The following is an 18,335-nucleotide window of genomic DNA, read 5'->3' on the forward strand; positions in this document are numbered from 1 at the left end:
GCGATGCCCGGATCCTGTGCTCGGCAGCGGTCTCGGACCGACGTGGCCCGAAGCGAAGCGGACCGAGTCCGCGGGAACCCTCGCCGTGGCACCGAAGGCTCCAGGAACGACGAATCACCGGTGAGTCACGTGCCCCACCGGCGATTCGTGAACGATCCGATGAACGTCCTGCCGCCACATCGCCCATGTTGGCCATCCGGCGCTGCGAGGCTGTGGCGGCGGCCCGGGCCCGCCCGGGAGGCGCTGGATGGGAGGGTTGTCTCTCAGACCACGCTCACCGGATGCCGCACCACCCCGTCGAACAGGTAGCCCTGCGTGTTCGGCACGGCGGTATCCGGCTGAGTGCGGTCGGCCGTGTCCGTGGCGCGGGCCAGCAGATCAGTGGCGCCGAGCGCGTCGGGCCGCCAGCCGAGGGACCAGCGGGTCCAGGTTCCGGCGCGGGGACGGTCGTGCAGGTGGGCGGGCCGCCAGTTCGCCCCGCCGTCGGTGCTGACGTCGACCCGGGTGACGGGGCCCGCGCCCGACCATGACCGACCGTGCAGTACATGCTTCTGGCCTGCCGTGAACGTGGCCCCGGCCGCCAGCTCGAAGGCGCTCTTGGTGGCCTGACGGGTGAGCGGCGCACTGCCGCCCTCCGGGTGGGAGGGGCCGAACAGCCGGTAGAAGGTGGTGTTCCAGGGCGAGTAGAGCGGCTGCGCGGACACCTCGATGTCGCCGACCCACTTGATCGACGCGATTCCCACCCAGGAAGGAACCAGCACCCGCACCGGATAGCCGTGGTCGTAGGGAAGCGGCTCACCGTTCATCTCGTAGGCGAGCAGTACGTCGTCCAGCGCCTTGGCCAGCGGCAGCGGGCGGCGTACCCGCCCCAGGTTCTCGCCGCCGCTGACGTAGTCGGCGTCCAGGCCACGCGGCTGTACGTCCACGGCGTAGGGGGACAACCCGGCCCTGCGCAGCACGTCGGCCAGGCGCACCCCGCGCCAGCGTGCGACGCCGATCGCTCCCAAGGTCCAGGAAGTGCCGGTGACCGTCTGGCCCTGCTGGGTCGTGAAGTAGGAGCGCCCGTTGCCGGCGCACTCGACGAAGGCGGTACGGGTGACGGCCGGCAGGGCTCGCAGATCGTCGTATCCGAACTCCCGCGGCCGGTCCTCACCCGGGGAGCCGCGTAGCCCGCTTCCCCACAGCCTCAGCCGCCAGTCGTCGGCATCCAGGACGGGAGTGGAGGTGTGGTTGCGCACGAAGAACAGCTCGTTGGGGGTGTGGTGGCCCGTCCCGCGCAGCGCCTCCCAGCGGGTCTCCGCGTTGGTGCCGCGCTCGATGAACCACTGGGGTGGCAGGGGCTTGACGATCGGCCTGTCGGCTGCGTGGGCGGACCGCGGGGTGCCGAACGCGGTCCCGGCGGCGGCGGTGGCGGCCAGCAGGGTGAGCAGCCGACGGCGTGTGACTCCGTCGGCCCTGGCTTCGCCGGTGAGCCACTGGTGCAGCCTGCGGCGGTCGTAGTGGGTTTCGTGGGGATGGCCTGCGGGAGTGGGCGACGGCATGGCGGTCCTCGCGATGGGAGCAAAGGAGCGGAAGAGGGGCTGTGCGGGCGCGGGCCGGCACGGGCATCCCGTCGGTGCGGTCGCCTTGTGCGCGAACAAGCCCGCGATGAAAGGTGGTTGTCAGACGCAGAAGGAAGCGCGTGGTCAGCCGGACGTCCGACACAGCGCCGCGGCCACGCGGACGAGGTCCACGGTGCGGCGGCGAGTCAGAGGCACAGGCGACGGCATGGCGGGATGCAAGCATGCGGGGGCGGAAGGTGTCAACGGAGCGTCCGCGGCAGGCGGTTCCGGTCTCCATGCCGACGTGCCTCTCTCGGCCTAACCCAGTGCCAGATCCAGGTTGAAGGCCGCGCTGATGAGGGACAGGTGCGTGAATGCCTGCGGGAAGTTGCCCTGTTGCTCTCCGGTCCGCCCGATCTCCTCGGCGTACAGGCCGAGATGGTTGGCGTAGGTGAGCATCTTCTCGAAAGCCAGCTGTGCTTCGCCGAGGCGACCCGCTCGCACGAGTGCCTCGACGTACCAGAAGGAACAGATGGAGAACGTGCCTTCGTCGCCGCGCAGTCCGTCGGGGCTGGAGCGGGGGTCGTAGCGGTAGACGAGGGAGTCGGAGACCAGGTCCCGCGTGATCGCATCCAGTGTGGAGAGCCATTTCGGATCGGTGGGTGCGATGAACTTCGTCAGGGGCATCATCAGCACGGCTGCGTCGAGGACGTCCGCGCCTTCGTGCTGGACGAAGGCATGGCGTCGATCCGACCAGCCGCGGTCCATGATCCGCCGGTAGACGGTGTTGCGGCAATGCTGCCAGCGTGGCAGGTCGGCGGGCAGGCCGCGTCGGTTGGCGATGCGGATCGCCCGTTCGATCGCGACCCAGCACATCAGGCGCGAGTAGGTGAAGTTCTTACGTCCGCCGCGCGTTTCCCATACCCCTTCGTCCGGCTGGTCCCAATGGGCGCACACCCAGTCGACGAGGGCGCACACGTCGTCCCATTGATCGCTGGAGATGGGCTGTGCCCACTTGTCGTAGAGGTAGACGGAATCGATGAGGGCTCCGTAGATGTCGAGCTGGAGCTGGTCGGCGGCGGCGTTCCCGATCCGTACGGGAGCGGATCCGTGGTGGCCCTCGAGGTGGGGGAGTTCGCTCTCGGTCAGGTCGGTGCGGCCGTCGATGCCGTACATGATCTGCAAGGGTCCCAAGGCGTCGTGTTCGCCACGGCGGATGTGGGCGGTGAGGAAGGTGATGAATGCCTCGGCCTCGCTGGAGAAGCCGAGTCTGAGCAGGGCGTAGACGCAGAACGCGGCGTCGCGGATCCACGTGTAGCGGTAGTCCCAGTTGCGTTCTCCGCCGAGTTGCTCGGGCAGGCTGGTGGTCGGGGCGGCGACGATGGCACCGGTCGGGGCGTAGGTGAGGAGTTTGAGGGTGAGGGCGGAGCGGTGCACCATTTCCCGCCAGCGTCCGCGGTATCGGGACTGGCGCAGCCAGCCTCGCCAGTAGGCGACCGTGGCGGTGAACTGCTGTTCGGCTTCCGCGTGGGCGCAGCCCCGTTGGGTGATGTCGTCGCCGATCTGGTCGAGCGCGAACACTGCCGACTCGCCTTCGCCCAGCTTGAAGTCGGCTCGCACGTCGGTGCCGTCGCGCTCCAGCGCCACCGTCGCCGTCAGGGCGAGGCGGGTGTCGGCGCAGCTGAAGACGGCGGCGTCGGGGGACATCCGCAGGGTGTGCGCGGCGGTGCCGTAGTGGAAGCGTGGGGCGACGTGAACCCGGAAGGGAATGGCGCCCCGCACGCAGACGACGCGGCGGATGAGCCGGTGGCGTTCCGTTTCGTAGGGGTTGTCGGTCACCGGCATGAAGTCCTGTACCTCCCCGACGCCGTCCTCGGTGTAGAAGCGGGTGATCAGGACATTGGTGTCGGGGAAGTAGAACTGCTTGGTCCGCGCCGCCACAGCGGCGGCCAGGGCGAAGGATCCGCCGCGATCGGCGTCGAGAAGCGACGCGAAGACGCTGGGGGCGTCGAATGACGGGCAGCAGTACCAGTCGATCGTGCCGTCGGTCCCGACCAGGGCCACCGTACGCAGGTCGCCGATCAGGCCGTGATCGGCGATCGGCAGGTAGCGAGAACCCGCCTGAGCGCCTGAGGGATGCCCCGTCTCAGCCATCGCCTGCCTCCGCACCGGACCGCGGGCGGCCAGGGCCCCTTCAGCGGCTGGACGGCTCGCGGGCACGCACGTTCCAGCTTAGAAGGAAGCAGCCGTGTGCGGGCAGGTGAGCGGGGGGCGGAGGCCGATGCCTTCCGCGAATAGGGGCCACAGCCGGTACGGCAAAGGCACCACAGCTGACAGCAGCCCTTCCGTCCTCGGTGTCGCGCGTGCGGGGACAACGCAGTGCGGGCGGGCACAACGCCCTCGCACCAGAGTTCCCGGCTGGCGCAACCGCCCGCCGCAGGGCAGACGACCGCGCGGCTCGCCGGTGCTGTGCGGGGACGCCACCCGACTCGACGAGGTGGGCGTGCCCGGCCCGTACGACGTACGCATCACCACTACGCCGAAATCGAGGACCACCACCGGCCCCTTCCCCGAGTGCTGCACCCGCGGTCCTGACCTGCGCGCCCGCCCCCTGGTCATGGCGCGGCGGGCCCAGGGTGGCCAGGGCTCCAGGGCGCCGTGGAGGGCGACATGCGAGGCAGCCGCGAGTTCCCGGGCCCGGACTTCGCTCTGCACTCCGTACAGGACGAAGGGACCCACGTAGGCGTCCGAGCGGACCACCCCGTCACGGATCAAGCGAGCTTTGGGACGCGGTACCGCCGGGCCGCCCCACCTTCTTCTCGCCCGCATACCAGGCTGGCGCTGTCGCTCGGCCAGACATATGAGTCGACCAGCAATCAGGGCGAGCGGGTGGTCTCGGGCCGGCGGCTGATGCAGGCCACCAGCGACATCTTCCTCGGCAGGGAGCGGGTGGACGGGATCGACGGCAAGCCCCCTGCACCCTCCCGCCGGCAGGAACATAAGGGCTGGTGAACAGGCCAGTGGCCCGGTGTGCCGCGCGCCGTGGGGGAGAGGCTGGGATGCTGGAGGAGGGAGCGCCGCCCGTGACGTGACCCTGCGGACAGGGGTGATGATCGCCGTGGCCGAGACGCACGAGGACGCCCAAGGACCGACCGTTCCATTCGCCGATCCCCTCGGAGACCCGTTCCTGAGCACCCGGTTCGCCCTTCCGGCCAGGCCCGCCACGTTCCTGCGACGGCAGCGGCTCGTCGACCACCTCGACCAGGCTCGCGAGACGCCGCTGACCCTGGTCAACGGACCGGCCGGGGCCGGCAAAACCCTGCTCACCGCAGCCTGGGCCGCCGGACAGCGGCCGCCCGTCGCCTGGCTCACCGTCGAAGTGGGGGACCGCCGCCCCGGGGTGTTCTGGGCATACCTCCTCCAGGCCCTGCGCGCTGGTGGTGCACCGCCGTCCGACGCGGTCAAGGCCCCCGCGGACGCGACCGGCGTGGACCACAGGCTGCTGTCGGCATTCGCCGCCGAGCTGAACGATCGCGACCGGCCCGTGATCCTCGTGCTCGACGAGTACGACCGCGTGACCGCTCCCGAAGTCACGGAGCAGCTGGAATTCGTCCTGCACCACGCCGGGCGGGGCCTGCACCTCATGCTCGTCACCCGCACCGAACCCCTGCTGCCGTTGCACCGCTACCGGGCGGCCGGCGAGCTGACGGAAATCCGCGCCGCCGAGCTGGCCTTCACCCCCGAGGAGGCCGTCGCACTCCTTGAGATGCACGGTCTGAGCCTCCCGGTCCACGCCGCGGGCGCCCTGGTGAACCGCACACGGGGCTGGGCCGCCGGTTTGCGTCTGTCCGCACTGGCCGCTCAGGACAGTGCCGACCCGGAGCTCTACCTGAAGGAGTTCGAGGCGGACCGCAGCACGGTCGCGGACTTCCTGCTGGCGGAGGTCCTCAAGGGACAGCCGGAGGAGACACAGGACCTCCTGCTGCGCGTCAGTGTCCTGGAGCGCTTCTGTCCCGGCCTGGCCAACGCGCTGACCCTGCGGACCGATGCCGAGCCCATTCTCGCCGGGCTGCATCGCGCCAACGCGTTCGTCGAGCACCTCGGGCACTCGTGGTACCAGCTCCACCCGCTGTTCGGGGAGATACTCCGGGCCCATCTGCGTGAGCGCCTGCCCGGCCTGGAACCGGAACTCCACCGGCGTGCCGCGCGGTGGCTGCACCGTTCCGAATTCCTGCCGGAGACACTCGCCCACGGGGCCGCCGCGAGAGACTGGGATTTCGTCGCCGGCGCCCTCGTCGAGGACCTGGCGATCGGACAGCTCTTCACCGGCCCGCGCTCAGGTGACCTGACCGATTTGTTCTCCCCCATGGGGTTCGAAGCCAGAAGCCCCGCAGCCGACCTCGTGCGTGCGGCCCGAAACCTGTCGCGGTACGACCTCGACCGCGGACTGGCCCGCCTGCGCAGCGCCGAGGAGCACCTGGCCGACGACGCGCCCCAGTTGGTTGCCGCTCGGCTGAGCTGTGCGCTGCTCGAAGCGCTGGCCGCCCGACTGACCGGGTGTCCGGGACGGGCCGAAAAGGCCGCCGAAAAGGCCGATGAACTGCGCCAGGAGGTCCCGGCACACCTCCTGGACAAACATCCCGAACTGAACTCTCTCCTGCTGACCCATCTGGGCTCGGCCCGCCTGTGGGCCGGGCGCTTCGAGGACGCGCGCGCCGCCCTGACAGCGGCGGCCGACGGCCCCGGCGGGGCCGCCACCGTGCTGTCCCGGGAGGACTCGATGCAGCACCTGGCCCTGCTCGACTATCTGAACGGCTGGCCCGGCCGGGCGGAGCGCAGGGTTCTGGCGACTGTTCCGGATGCGGAACGGGCCGGCCTGCCCCGGCCGTCCGGCTCCGGTATCGGGCAGCTGGTCCTGGCCGCCGTGGCCGTCGACCGCCATGAGCTGGGGCGGGCCCAGGCCCTCCTCGACGAGACGGCCCGGCTCCCGTCGGGAACGCGTGATCCGGTGACGGCGGCGGGACGAGCCCTCGCCACGGCTCGCCTCCTGTCGGTCAGGGGCAAGGCACGAGCCGCCGTCGATGCGGCGGACCCGGCCGTCGCTGCCGCCGTGGTCTCACCCTGGGCGGCAGCCCATGAAGCGCTGTTCGCCTCGGCCGCCCACCTGGCCGAAGGACGGCCGGACGAAGCCGCCGAGGTGCTCCAGGGCGTGACCGGTGCCCAGCCGGCGTGCGCTGTGGAGGCCGCGGCGATCCAGGTTGCCGCCGGCCGTGCCGGGGCGGCCATCGACCTGCTCGACAGCATCCGCGCCGGGGGTCGGCCCGGGCCGGCGGTGACCGTGAGGGCAGCACTGGTGAGAGCCCAGGCCGCGCAGAGCGCGGGAGACACCGCCACCGCCCGCAAGCTCGTCACCCAGGCGCTCCTCGACGCCCGCCGGGAGCGGCTGCGACGTCCGTTCATCGGTGCGGGAGCGTGGATCCGGCCTCTCCTGGCCACGCCTGCGCTCCATGAGCTGACAGCAGGCTGGCTCACACCCGGCCTGCCTGGACACGGTGACCAACCCGGGGCGGAATCGCCTTCCCCGCCGCCGCTCGTGGCGGTGGAGCTTAGCGGACGCGAGCGCGACGTCCTGGAACGGCTGGCCCGCATGATGTCGACGGAGGAGGTCGCCGCCGACCTCTACGTGTCGGTGAACACGGTGAAGACCCACATCAAGAGCGTCTACCGGAAGCTGGCTGTGAACCGGCGAGGCGACGCGGTGCGCCGCGCGCGCGACCTCCGGCTGCTGTGAACGTGCCCTGGTGACAGCTCTGGCGCCCGCGTTTCACGGGACGCCGCTTTCCCCCGTGGCGGGTGAGGCACGAGGCGCGTGTTCGGGATGCGATGGGCGGGAGCGCGGGGCGTGCGAAGGCCACTGCCCGGCCGGATGGCGAGGTGGACAGCGTGAAGCATTGGCGGGCTCTGATCGTCCTCGGTACGGCCCAGTTCCTCATGGTCCTGGACACCTCGGTCATGAACGTGTCCATCAGTCAGTTGGTCGAGGACTTCGACACGGAGGTCACCGCGATCCAGGCCGTCATCACTCTGTACGCGCTGGTCATGGCAGCCTTCATGATCATCGGCGGCAGGTTCGGGGACATCCTGGGGCGTCGCCGTATGTTCCTTCTGGGATTGGCCGTCTACGGCGTCGGGTCGGCCCTGACCGCCGTGGCACCCACTCTGTGGGTCCTCACGCTGGGCTGGTCCGTCATCGAGGGACTCGGAGCCGCCATGGTGCTGCCGGCCATGGCCGCCCTCGTCGCGGAGTCGTACCGCGGGCGGGACCGGGCGTCGCGTACGCGGTCATCGGCGGGCTCGCCGGCGCCGGAATCGCCGTCGGCCCGCTGCTGGGCGGCTGGGTGACGACGTACCTGACCTGGCGACTGGTCTTCGCCGGCGAGGTAGTGGTGGTGATGGCCGTCCTGCTGTGCCGTCGGGTGATCGCGGATTCCCCCCGGACCGGCCCGCGCCCCCGGCTGGACGGGGTCGGTGCGGCGCTCTCCGCGGCCGGGCTGGGGCTGTGCGTGCTCGGCGTGCTGCAGAGCAGCACCTGGGGATGGGTAGAGCCCCGCAACCCTCCCTTCACCGTCCTCGGCTTCGCCCCGACACTGTTCGTCGTCGGCGCCGGCGTGACCGTCCTGTCCCTCTTCCGGCACTGGGAACGGCGACGGGAGATCCAGGGCGCCGACCCCCTCGTGCACTTGGCCCTGCTGGGCAGGCCCGTGCTCCGGTCCGCCCTGATGACGCTGCTGAGCCAGAACCTCATCCTGCTGGGACTGTTCTTCACCATCCCGCTGTACCTACAGGTGGTGCAGGGATTCGACGCCTTCGAGACGGGGCTGCGTCTGCTCCCCGTGTCCGCCACCATGCTGGTGACCTCTCTTTCCGCGTCCTCCCTGGGACGCGTGTGGGGGCCGCGCAGGGTGGTCCGGCTTGCCCTGGCCATCCTGGCGGGGGCCATCGTGTGGCTGCTCGCCACCGTCGACCCGGTCATCGACGACGCGCAGTTCGCCGGAGCGATGGCCCTGTTGGGCGTGGGCGTCGGCCTGCTCGCCTCACAACTGGGCAACGTCGTCCAGTCCGGCGTCGGCGAGGAGGAACGCAGTGAGGCAGGAGGACTCCAGTTCACGGCACAGAACCTGGGCTCCGCGCTGGGCACCGCGCTCATCGGGTCGATCCTCATCGGGGCGCTTGCCCACGCCTTCACCTCGCAGGTGACGGACAACGCGGAGCTGTCCGAGCAGACTCGCGAGCAGGTCGGCGTCGCTCTCGAAGCCGGGATCACTTTCGTTCCCACCGATGAGGTGCGTTCGGCGGCCGAGCGTGCCGGGTTGCCGTCGTCCCAGGTCGACGCCATCGCGGACTCCTACGCATCCGCGCAGTTGGACGGCCTGAAGGCGGCGATCCTCGCCACCGGCGGCATCGCTCTCGCCAGTTTCCTGGTCACTCCTCACCTGCCGACCGCCCGGGACAGCCGTCCGCGCAAGCCGGGCACCGACAGTCCGACCGGAGCGACCGGATCGACGCGCTGAGTGCGCAGGGAGTCACCACATGACCAGAACCGAACCGGCCAAAACCCACGCCGACTACACGGGCGGCGTGTACGGATCCATGCTCGCGGCCTCCGTGATTCTCGGCGCCGGCTCCCTGGGCTCGTTCCCGCGCGCGGAGCTGGTGGTGCTGCTGTTGCTGACCGGCGTCGTGTTCTGGGTCGCGCATGTGCATGCCCAGCTGTTCGGGGCGCGGCTGGCGGAAGAGGCCCTGGACCGCCGGGTCGTGCTGCAGGTGTGCCGCGACGAGTGGCCGATCGTCAAGGCCGCCGTCCCGCCTGCCGCCGCGGTGGCCATCAGCCCACTCCTGGGCCTGGACGTGCGAGGTGCCTTCTGGCTGGCTCTATCGGTCGCGGTCGCCGGGCAGGTGGGCTGGTCCGTGGCTGCGGCACACCGCGCCGGTGCTTCGCGACGGCTTGTGGCCGCGACCGCATCGGTCAACCTGCTGCTCGGCCTGCTGATCATATCGTTCAAATTCGTTCTCAAGCACTGAGAACGGTCGATCCGCAGGGCCCGCCGCAGGGCCACGGTCACCTGTACCGGGTGAGGCCCCACGGTCAAGCGGCGGCGCACGATCGTAGGGAGGGGGCGCCGTCCGCCGGTCCCAGGCAGTCCATGGGAGGACAGCTCGTGCGCTACGAGATCCGAGTCGAGGGACACCTTTCAGAAACGCTGGCCAAGGCCTTTCCGGAGCTGGGCCACGTGGTGATGTCCGGCCAGACCGTCCTCTTCGGCCCCGTCGTGGACGAAGCACACCTGTACGGGCTGCTGGCACGCTGCCAGTCACTGGGACTCCATGTCCTGGAGATGCGGCAGCTGCCGGAGTAGCGGAAGCGGACATGCGGTGCAGGGCAGCCACTCGCGCCGTGAACGGCGGAGTCCTCAGCGGGGCTCCGCGCTGAGCGCACCCACGGTCGAGGCGGTCGCCGCAACACTGGTATCCCGCCGGGGGCGATGGGCTTGCCCGAGCGGTGGGACAGGCCAGGGCCGTCCCGCAGCCGGCTGAACACGGAGAGCGGGCCCGGGCCCATGGTCTCCGGCCGTGAGAGGCAGCGGGCGGTAAAAAGGACGGCGGTGACGACGCCCACCCGCCGGGGTGGAACCGACGGCGCGCGCCGGGTCCGGGCCAAGGGCGGTCCGTCCGGGCAGCGCGGATCGTTCACTTGGTGTCTCTTCGTTTGCCCGGACCTGTGAGCCGATGGTCGGGCGCTGCTTCTCACGGCCACGGTGGCGTCGCCGGATCACCCGTGGTGGGTGACCCCGGCATCCGGAGGCGGACGTGACCCTGGTGAGGGCATGTCCTCGCACACCGCCCCGTCCGCGGCCCGGCATCGACCGTTCGATCACACGAGGAGGCGCCATGACCATGCCGCGTAGTCCGGCACCACCGAACGGAGAGGACCAGGATCCCTACGAGGCGGCCCCTGGTCCGATGGACGACCCCGCGAAGGCACTGGGACGGCTCGGCCGTTCAGGGACCTGGCTTCTGGCCTCGGCCGTCGCGACCCTGGTGCTGGGTGTCCTGATACTGGTCTGGCCGGATGCGACGCTGCACGTCCTGGCGGTGCTCATCGGCCTGTACCTGCTGGTGGGCGGGACGTTCCGGTTCGTCGACGTCTTCGCACGGGCGGGGCACGAACGGCTCCCTGGGCTCCTCATGGCCGTGCTGTACATCCTCGCCGGAGTGCTGTGTCTGCGGAACCCGCTGCAGACGATCAACGCGCTCTCACTGATCGTCGGGGCGGTCTGGCTGGTGTCCGGCATCCTCACCCTCTACACCGCCCTTGCCGCCGAGAACCTGCCGCACCGTGGGGTCGTCCTGGGCGCCGCCGTGCTCGGCATCGTCGCGGGCATCGTGGTGCTCGCGCTGCCGGCCGAGTCCGCTCGCGCCCTGACCCGGCTGCTCGGCCTGTGGCTCGTCCTGATCGGCCTGGCCGAGGCGGTTGTGGCCCTCGCATGGCGCGCCGCGCTCCGCAGGACGCACCCCACGGGGACGCACACCTCCACGACGCCCTGACACGGCGCCCGCCGCCTCGACGGGTGTGCAGACGCCGAAGCCGTGCGGGGATGTCCCTCACCCTCATCCCGAGCGGCTGTCGCTGCGACCCGCGGCGCACACCGAGAGGAGCACCCATGAACCCGGCCGCGATCCCGGAACCACCGGACTCCGGCGGATCCGCGCCCCAGAAACACGTCGTGACCGCCGAGGAACGAGCCGAATACGAGCGACTGCGCCGTCACGCGGCGGTGCGCCACCGCCGGCTACGCCAGGTCGGCTCCTCGGTCCTCCTCCTGCTGGCCCTGCTGCTCGCCCCGTTGGCCGTGGTCGCGGCCTGGGTCCAAAACACCGTCTCCGACACCGACAGGTACGTGGAGACCGTCGCGCCGCTGGCATCCGAGCCGGCCGTGCAGGAAGTCGTGATCAACCGGCTCACGGACCGGGTCGTGGCCAACGTGGACGTCGCGGCGGTGGCGGACTCGCTCGGCCGGGCCCTCCGGGAATCCGGTGCACCACCCCGCGTGGTGGAGGGAGCAGAGTCCCTGGAGGTTCCGCTGCGCAACGCTGTCAGGACCGTGGTGGACCGCACTGTGACCCGCGTGATCACCAGTGACGCCTTCGAGCAGGTGTGGGAGGGCGCCAACCGCCGCTCACACGCCGCGGTGGTGAACATGCTCACCGGTGACCGCGAGGGGGCCGTGCGCGCCGAGGGCGACACCGTCCAGCTGGACGTGGGAGCAGTTGTCGACCAGGTACGGGAGCGGCTCGTCGAGGCGGGATTCGACAAGGCCGCCGCCATCCCGGACACCGACCGCACGATCACGCTGTTCCAGGCGGAGGAGCTGGGCAAGGCACAGGACGCGATGCGGCTGTTGGACATCCTCGGCACCTGGCTGCCCGTCGTGACCGTCTTGTTCGCCGCGCTCGCCGTGTGGACCGCTCCGGCACACCGGGTGATGCTGATGATCACCGCGACGGGCATCGGCGTGATGATGGTCGTGCTGCTGGTCGCGCTCGCCGTCATGAGACGCGTCTACCTGGACTCGGTTCCGCCCACGGCGCTGCCCACCGACGCGGCCGCGGCGATCTACGACACGTTCGTCCGGTTCCTGCGCGACAGCACGCGCACCCTGCTGGTCGTGGCAGTGATCACGGCGCTGGTCGCGTTCCTGTACGGTCCCGCACGCTCCGTCCGCGCCGTCCGCGTGGTGACGGACCGGGGAACGACGGCCGCCGGCCGGGCACTGAGCCGCGGCGGACTGCGCACCGGGACCCCCGGTCGCTGGCTGGCAGACCACAAGTCTTGGACCACCGGCTGCGTCATCGCCGCTGGAGCGCTGACGCTGGTCCTCTGGAACCACCCCACGGTCGGAGCAGTGGCCCTTGTCCTCGGCATCGCCCTGGCCATCCTGATCATCCTGGCCATTCTCACGGCGGCCGCCGGACCAGCCGACCGGGCGGCTCCGTGAGCGATGACGGGTAACCCGGCCCCGGGCACGCATCCCGCAGACACCCGGCGTCACCGCGCGCCGCTGCTGATGATCGTCCCGGGGTTCGCCCCAGGGCCGGCTGCAAGGCCCTCTGGCCCACTCCCTTGACCCGGACTCCGCCGCGGTCGTGGGCGTGGTGGTGGTGACGCCGGTGTCGGCCACGTTCCGCCGCGCGCTTGAGGCGGCGTGCGAGCTGTGATGCCCGCACCACGCGCCGCGGTTGTGAGCCGTGATGCCCGCACCACGTGCCGCGATTGCGGGGCGCCGTCTGGCGCCGGCTGCCCCTGCTGGTCGTCTGCGCTGACGTTCCTACTCCTCAAGGCACCGTTACACAGCGGGCCAACGCCGGCGCGGTGACCGGGCTGGTAACTCTCCCGCTCTCGGCGACACTGCTGTGGCGGTGGTCAGGATCTGCTGTCGGGCGGTCGGATCGGCTGGCGGAGCCTGCTGCCGGGAGCCCTACCGGCCAGCACCGGTAGCCAAAGTCCTGCTGGGCCCGGCCCCGCGTGCTGGTGCCCAGGGCCATGCAGCGCGGCCTGGAGGAGTTCGGCCTCCTGGCCTCCCGTCTTCACATCCCTCTTTTCTGACTGGTTGCCCTTCTCCTCGGGGCCGTCTCGGGCCAGCCCTCAGCGAGTACGCCGCCTCCACCACCTGGTGCCGGGCGGCATCCGCACCCCCGGGCGGGGGTGAATCGGCCCCTGACCAGGCCGCCGGAGCACGTCAACCGCGGCTGCTGGGCTGCCGCAGGCTCACCCGCACCGGGTGAGGAAACACGGTGCTTGCGGACCCACCCTGAAGGCAGTACGCAATGGCGGCCGGGCGGACGCCCGCCCGGGACGGAGGAGAGACATGAGTGCGCAGACCTACCTGGCGTACGACTATCCCTTGCTGAGCGTCTTCTGGAGCATGCTCTTGTTCTTCCTGTGGATCATGTGGTTCGTCCTCCTCTTCCGCGTCGTCTTCGACATCTTCCGTGACGACGCGATGAGCGGGTGGGCGAAAGCCGGCTGGCTGGCGTTCACCGTCCTGCTGCCCTTCCTGGGCGTCTTCGTCTACGTGATCGCCCGCGGCAAGAACATGGGTCGCCGGGAGATAGCGCAGGCCCGAGCACCTGCTCGTGGCGACGACGACGGGCAGCGGCTGGATCGATCCGGCCGCGGACACCTTCGAGTACCTCGGTAACGGCGACTCGGCCACCGTCGCGATCCAGTACTCGTACCTGCCGTCGTGGCTGTCCTACCTCGTCGACCAGTCCAAGGCCCGCGCGGCGGGCCGTGAACTCTTCGATGCCGTCTACGACACGTGGTCCAAGCTGCCCCAGGACCAGCGGCCACGCCTGTTCGTCGCGGGGGAGGGCCTGGGTTCGTTCGGCGGTGAGACGGCCTTCAGCGGGGAATACGACCTGCGCAACCGCACCGCCGGCTCCCTCTTCGCGGGCCCGCCCAACTTCAACACGCTCTTCCGCGAATTCAGCGACCACCGCGACGCCGCCAGTCCCGAGATCGAGCCCGTCTACAAGGACGGGCGCACCGTCCGGTTCACCGACGATCCGGCCACGGGCATACCTCCGCAGGACCGGGCGTGGGACGGCACACGCGTGCTGTATCTGATGCACCCGTCCGATCCGATCGTCTGGTGGAGCCCGAGCCTGGCACTGTCCGAACCGGACTGGATCGGCCAGGAACCGGGCAGCGACGTCCTCGAGGAGATGGTGTGGCTGCCCGTGGTGACGTTCTGGGAGGTGCCGGGAGGAGAGCTCCGGCCAGGTAGACGAGGCCGACCAGCCCGATCAGAGTCAGTGCCCAACGGGCACCGCGGGCGAACGTGCCGGGTGCCAGCCCCGCGTCGTCCCAGGTGCCGTCCGCCCAGTGCAGCACGGCGAGCAGCAACACGCTGACGAGGACGGCCGTGACGAGCCCGGGGGCATCGCCCCAGCGGTGCACGGCCAGATTGGTGGCGACGAGGACGGCGAATGTCAGAGCCACAGCCGTCCAGGTGCCGACCGGCCTCAGGTGCCACCCCGTGCCGAGGCCATCGGGGGTACGGCGGCGCCCAGGCCCGCGGCGCCCGGACTCACCGGGGTCGTGGGTGGACATGGGGAGGTGTCTTGCGGGGAGTGGCACAGCGGGGGGCCCTGACCGTGATCCGGCCTGCTACGGGGTCCGTCTCGAGCCCTGACGCCGCGCCGTCCGGAAGTGAGGTGTGCCGGTGCCCCATGGTCTCGCAGGCAATCGGCAGTCGCTTCATCTTTCGGTTCGCTTCTGCTCTCTTCCGTCGTACGGGGCGGGGGCCCGCCGCGGATCCGGGGGGTGACGTGCCCTGCGGCCAGCGGGCCGACGTCGGTGGCGCCGGCCCCGGGCGGTCCGGGCCCGGCCTCTCGGGCGGGTCGCGGCAGATCAGCTGGGCGTGTCCGGCGGGGAGCGCGTCCTTGCCCCGATCAGGAATCGGTGCGTACCGGCGCTTCCCCCAAAAGATTAGGTGCCGCTCCTGAAGGCCGCGCGTCGATCGCTTGCCGCGATGTGCCGGCCGCGACGTCGTCGGCCGGTGAGTACGGGCTTCCACCAGTTGGCTGGACCGAGGAGCGTCATGACCGCGGGGACGAGGATCCCGCGGACAAGGAGTGCGTCCAGGATCGCTGCGGAGGCGATGCCGGCGCCGATGAGTTTGAGGATGGACACGTGCGAGGTAGTCATGGCGGCGGTGGAGATGGCAAGGGCCACCGCGGCGGAGGTCATCAGCCGTCCGGTGCGGGAGATGCCCTCGACGACCGCTGTCCGGTTGTCCAGGCCGCTGTCGAACTCTTCCCGGATCCTGCCGAGCAGGAAGACTTCGTAGTCGATGGACAGGCCGAACGCCACGGCCAGGGTGAACAGCAACATACTTGCGTCGAGGGAGCCGGTGACCGTGAAATCGCCCAGTGCACCTGCCCCATGTCCCTGCTGGAAGGTCCACACGATCAATCCGAGACTGGCACCCAGGCTGACGACGGCCACAGTGAGTGCCTTCAGGGGTGCCATCGCGCTGCGGGTGAACGCCGTGAGCGCGGCCAGCAGGGACGAACACATCGCCACCGCCACCCACGGCAGTGCGCCACGCACCGCTTCGTTGGTGTCGGTGATTTGCGCGGCCCGCCCACCTACCAGGACCGAGCCCGGCGCGGGAGTCTCCCGCAACGCGTCGACCAGGCGCGCGCCCTCGGCCGTGTCGGGTCCCACCGCAGCCGCCACAAGCACTACCGTCGGGAGCCGCTTGTGCTCCGCGTACCCGTACTCGCCCACTCGAGCGGTAGGCACGACGCGCACCGCACCCACATGAGGCAGCCGGGCCACGGCGGCCGTGTACTCCTCAAGGTTCGCGTCCGGCCGTTCCAGCACCACCACCTGGACTCGCTCCGGGGGCACCTCGAAGCGCTCGCGCACCTCCGCGGCTGCGGCGGCGGCCGAGGCCCCGGCCGGCAGTGTCCGCTCGTCGATCGCGCCGAACCGCAGACCTCCTGCCGGCCAGGCCATCACGACCAGCACCGCCAGTGCCCCCAAGCCCGCCGCCGCAGGCCGGGCGGTGACACGGCGGGCGAGCTCCCGCCAGAACCGGCTGGCCCCCCCGATGGGAGCCCGGCGCAGCCTGCGCAGCGGGTCGGCGCGTCGACGCGGTCACCCAGCAGCGTCAACGCGGCGGGCAGCACCGTCAACGCGGCCAGCGCCGCCAGCAGCGTCACCGCCACACCCGCAAGAGCCAGTGCGCGCAGCAGCGGAACGGGGACGGCGGCCACCGCCACCAGACATGAAGAGATCACCAGGGCGGAACAGAACACGCAGCGACCGGATGTAGCGAGGGCCACGTCCAGTGCTCGGGCGCGCGGCATCCCCTTCGCGTGCTCCTCGCGGTAGCGGGCCAGGACGAACAAGGTGAAGTCGATCGACAGACCGAAGCCGATGGCGGCGGCCGCGTTGACCGCGAACGCTGACACATCAGTCACGTGGGTCAGCAGACCCAGCAACGGCGCACAGCAGACGACGGCGAGCACCGCGACCACGAGGGGCAGCGCGGCAGCAGCCCACGAACCGTAGGTCAGCAACAGGAGAAGCATGATGAGCGGCGCGGCCCAGAGTTCGGCCCGCAGCAGATCGGCCGCGCCCTGCCGGTCGATCTCGGCCGTCGCCCATGAGACCCCGCTCGCGTGCACCCGCATCCCCGGCGCCGCCGCCCGCGCCTTGGGCACCAGACGCAATGCCGCTTCCTTGCGGTCCGCGTCGCTACCCGACAGCGAGACCGTCACCAGTCCGGTCCGCCCATCACGCGAAACCAGCCACGGATCTCCCATGGCAGCCGACCGCACCGTACGCACACCCGGCTCGTCCGCCAGTACACGGGCGACAACACCGGCACCCGCTGCAACCGCCGGCCGAGCGCCCCCGTCGCGCACCGTCAGGGCGAGCACCAGATCCGGGGTTCCGACACCCAGCAGCTCAGCCTGAGACTGAGCCCTGGCTGACTCGGTGCCTGTGGCGATCGTCCCCCCAGCGCCGCAGGCTCGGGATACCGCCGGGAGGCTCAGGATCGCTGCGACCAGCGCAACCGTCGCGCACACCACCACCCCCCAGGCCCGGGACGCCGACCACGCCCCCCTCCCTGTCCCATCTCCGCTGCGTACTGGCATACCGGCACCAACGATCCAGGCGCACAACAGTGATGTTGCTCCTGGCCGGAAGTCTGCCGAGCAACCGAACCGAGCCGGCTTCCCCTGCCCGCTCCGGGCGCGTCAAGGACGGGTTCAGTGGTGAAGGGTGAGGTTTTCGCCCCGGGCGTCGGGCAGTTGGGCCGGCCTGGCAGCGGGCGCGGCGTCCAGAGCGGTGCGCCGCCGCCGGCACAGGCGGTCCAGAACCTGCACCCCCGGTTCCGCGCCGCGAAGCAGGGAGGGGCCGGAGCCGACGAAGCGCGAGCAGACGCCCACATGGGCGTGGTGCACATCCGTCAGGACCTCGACCAGGCGCCTGTGGGCGGGGCGCAGGCTGGAGGGCTTCGCCGGTGCGGCCAGACCCCACTCGCGCAGGCTCTGCACCAGGACGCGGTGATCGGCCGACCACAGGCCGGAGAATCCTCGGGGAGCCTGCGGTGGGGCCATCGAGGGCCGGACGGTGTCGTGGTAGTCCTGTGCGTCGAAGGACGCGGTGATGCGCAGGGCGGCCGCGCTGGCGCGCAGGAAGTGGGCGGCGCTTTCCAGGCCGAGGGCGGAACCAGCGGGCGAGGGAGCGCGAAGTGCGTGCCGCAGGGCGACGACGGTCGCCTGGGTGAGGGCGAAGAACAGCCGGTGTCCATGAATCCAGCGTTGGCGCACCGTGGCCTGCGTCCGGGGCTCGCGATCGTCCCTTGGCGAGTCCAGGCCGGCCGCGTGTGCTGCGAGATCGAGGTCGGGTTCCGTTGCGGAGCCGTCCGGGCGCCGGGAGAAGGCCCTCACCGTGGCGAGGGTGTCGTCGAGGGCGTCGATCAACAGGGGCGCGGGGGCGCAGGCGCACCGTGCGACCGCGAAGTACTCGTCGAAGGCGGCCTCGCGGGGGTCGCTTTCGGGGATCCGGCGATGGCCGGGGGAAGTGCGGTGACGGCCTGGTCGGTTGGCGGCCTCGCGCAGGGTCCCCAGGCCGTGGGGCAGATGCTGGGGCGGGGCGAGCCACAGCAGGGATTCGCTTGTCATCTGGGCCATTTCGCTCGTTTTTATGCG

Annotated in this window: 11 protein-coding genes and 3 pseudogenes; 9 read left to right on the forward strand and 5 right to left on the reverse strand. The window is 70.8% G+C overall.

Going from position 1 to position 18,335, the window contains the following annotated elements; genetic code table 11:
• Nucleotides 1-263 precede the first annotated feature (263 nt).
• A complete protein-coding gene (locus tag BM536_RS01235; protein WP_073491528.1) occupies nt 264-1,541 on the reverse strand; it encodes a sulfite oxidase in 1,278 nt (425 codons plus the stop codon).
• Between the two features lie 318 nt (nt 1,542-1,859).
• On the reverse strand, nt 1,860-3,695 hold the full coding sequence (locus tag BM536_RS01240; protein ID WP_073491529.1) for a glycoside hydrolase family 15 protein: 1,836 nt from the start codon (nt 3,693-3,695) through the stop codon (nt 1,860-1,862).
• A 516-nt stretch (nt 3,696-4,211) separates the two neighbouring features.
• On the opposite strand from BM536_RS01240, the pseudogene BM536_RS42185 reads away from it, so the two are divergent.
• From BM536_RS42185 to BM536_RS01285, 9 genes and pseudogenes are all read left to right on the forward strand, one after another.
• A pseudogene (locus BM536_RS42185) lies at nt 4,212-4,511 on the forward strand (DUF2252 family protein); the annotation flags it as partial.
• 139 nt (nt 4,512-4,650) lie between these two features.
• Nucleotides 4,651-7,332, forward strand: coding sequence for a winged helix-turn-helix domain-containing protein (locus BM536_RS01250; RefSeq protein WP_094102377.1), 2,682 nt, complete (start codon nt 4,651-4,653; stop codon nt 7,330-7,332).
• A 200-nt stretch (nt 7,333-7,532) separates the two neighbouring features.
• Nucleotides 7,533-9,112: pseudogene (locus BM536_RS01255) on the forward strand (MFS transporter).
• A gap of 19 nt (nt 9,113-9,131) precedes the next feature.
• Complete coding sequence (locus BM536_RS01260; RefSeq protein ID WP_073491530.1) at nt 9,132-9,623, forward strand: hypothetical protein; 492 nt, start codon at nt 9,132-9,134, stop codon at nt 9,621-9,623.
• Between the two features lie 137 nt (nt 9,624-9,760).
• Nucleotides 9,761-9,958 (forward strand): hypothetical protein, encoded by a 198-nt coding sequence (locus tag BM536_RS01265; RefSeq protein WP_073491531.1) that lies wholly within the window; start codon nt 9,761-9,763, stop codon nt 9,956-9,958.
• Between the two features lie 532 nt (nt 9,959-10,490).
• The gene (locus BM536_RS01270; RefSeq protein ID WP_073491532.1) at nt 10,491-11,147 is read left to right on the forward strand and encodes an HdeD family acid-resistance protein; all 657 of its coding nucleotides are present in this window, start codon (nt 10,491-10,493) and stop codon (nt 11,145-11,147) included.
• A 116-nt stretch (nt 11,148-11,263) separates the two neighbouring features.
• Complete coding sequence (locus BM536_RS01275) at nt 11,264-12,598, forward strand: hypothetical protein (RefSeq protein WP_073491533.1); 1,335 nt, start codon at nt 11,264-11,266, stop codon at nt 12,596-12,598.
• 870 nt (nt 12,599-13,468) lie between these two features.
• Nucleotides 13,469-13,774: pseudogene (locus BM536_RS01280) on the forward strand (PLDc N-terminal domain-containing protein); the annotation flags it as partial.
• Nucleotides 13,737-14,516 carry an alpha/beta-hydrolase family protein gene (locus BM536_RS01285; RefSeq protein WP_245873213.1) on the forward strand — a complete coding sequence of 260 codons (780 nt, stop codon included), beginning with the start codon at nt 13,737-13,739 and terminating at the stop codon, nt 14,514-14,516. The pseudogene BM536_RS01280 and the gene BM536_RS01285, both read left to right, overlap by 38 nt.
• Nucleotides 14,517-15,093: 577 nt before the next feature.
• Here BM536_RS01285 and BM536_RS01290 read toward each other — a convergent pair.
• The 3 genes from BM536_RS01290 to BM536_RS01300 all read right to left on the reverse strand — a co-directional run bounded on the left by BM536_RS01290 (nt 15,094) and on the right by BM536_RS01300 (nt 18,308).
• A complete protein-coding gene (locus BM536_RS01290) occupies nt 15,094-16,038 on the reverse strand; it encodes an MMPL family transporter (protein ID WP_079274888.1) in 945 nt (314 codons plus the stop codon).
• Between the two features lie 89 nt (nt 16,039-16,127).
• On the reverse strand, nt 16,128-17,276 hold the full coding sequence (locus BM536_RS01295) for an MMPL family transporter (RefSeq protein WP_079274889.1): 1,149 nt from the start codon (nt 17,274-17,276) through the stop codon (nt 16,128-16,130).
• 114 nt (nt 17,277-17,390) lie between these two features.
• Complete coding sequence (locus BM536_RS01300; RefSeq protein ID WP_143650734.1) at nt 17,391-18,308, reverse strand: hypothetical protein; 918 nt, start codon at nt 18,306-18,308, stop codon at nt 17,391-17,393.
• Nucleotides 18,309-18,335: the final 27 nt, after the last annotated feature.

This window comes from Streptomyces phaeoluteigriseus, from assembly GCF_001896135.2.
Classification (GTDB): Bacteria; Actinomycetota; Actinomycetes; order Streptomycetales; family Streptomycetaceae; genus Streptomyces; species Streptomyces phaeoluteigriseus.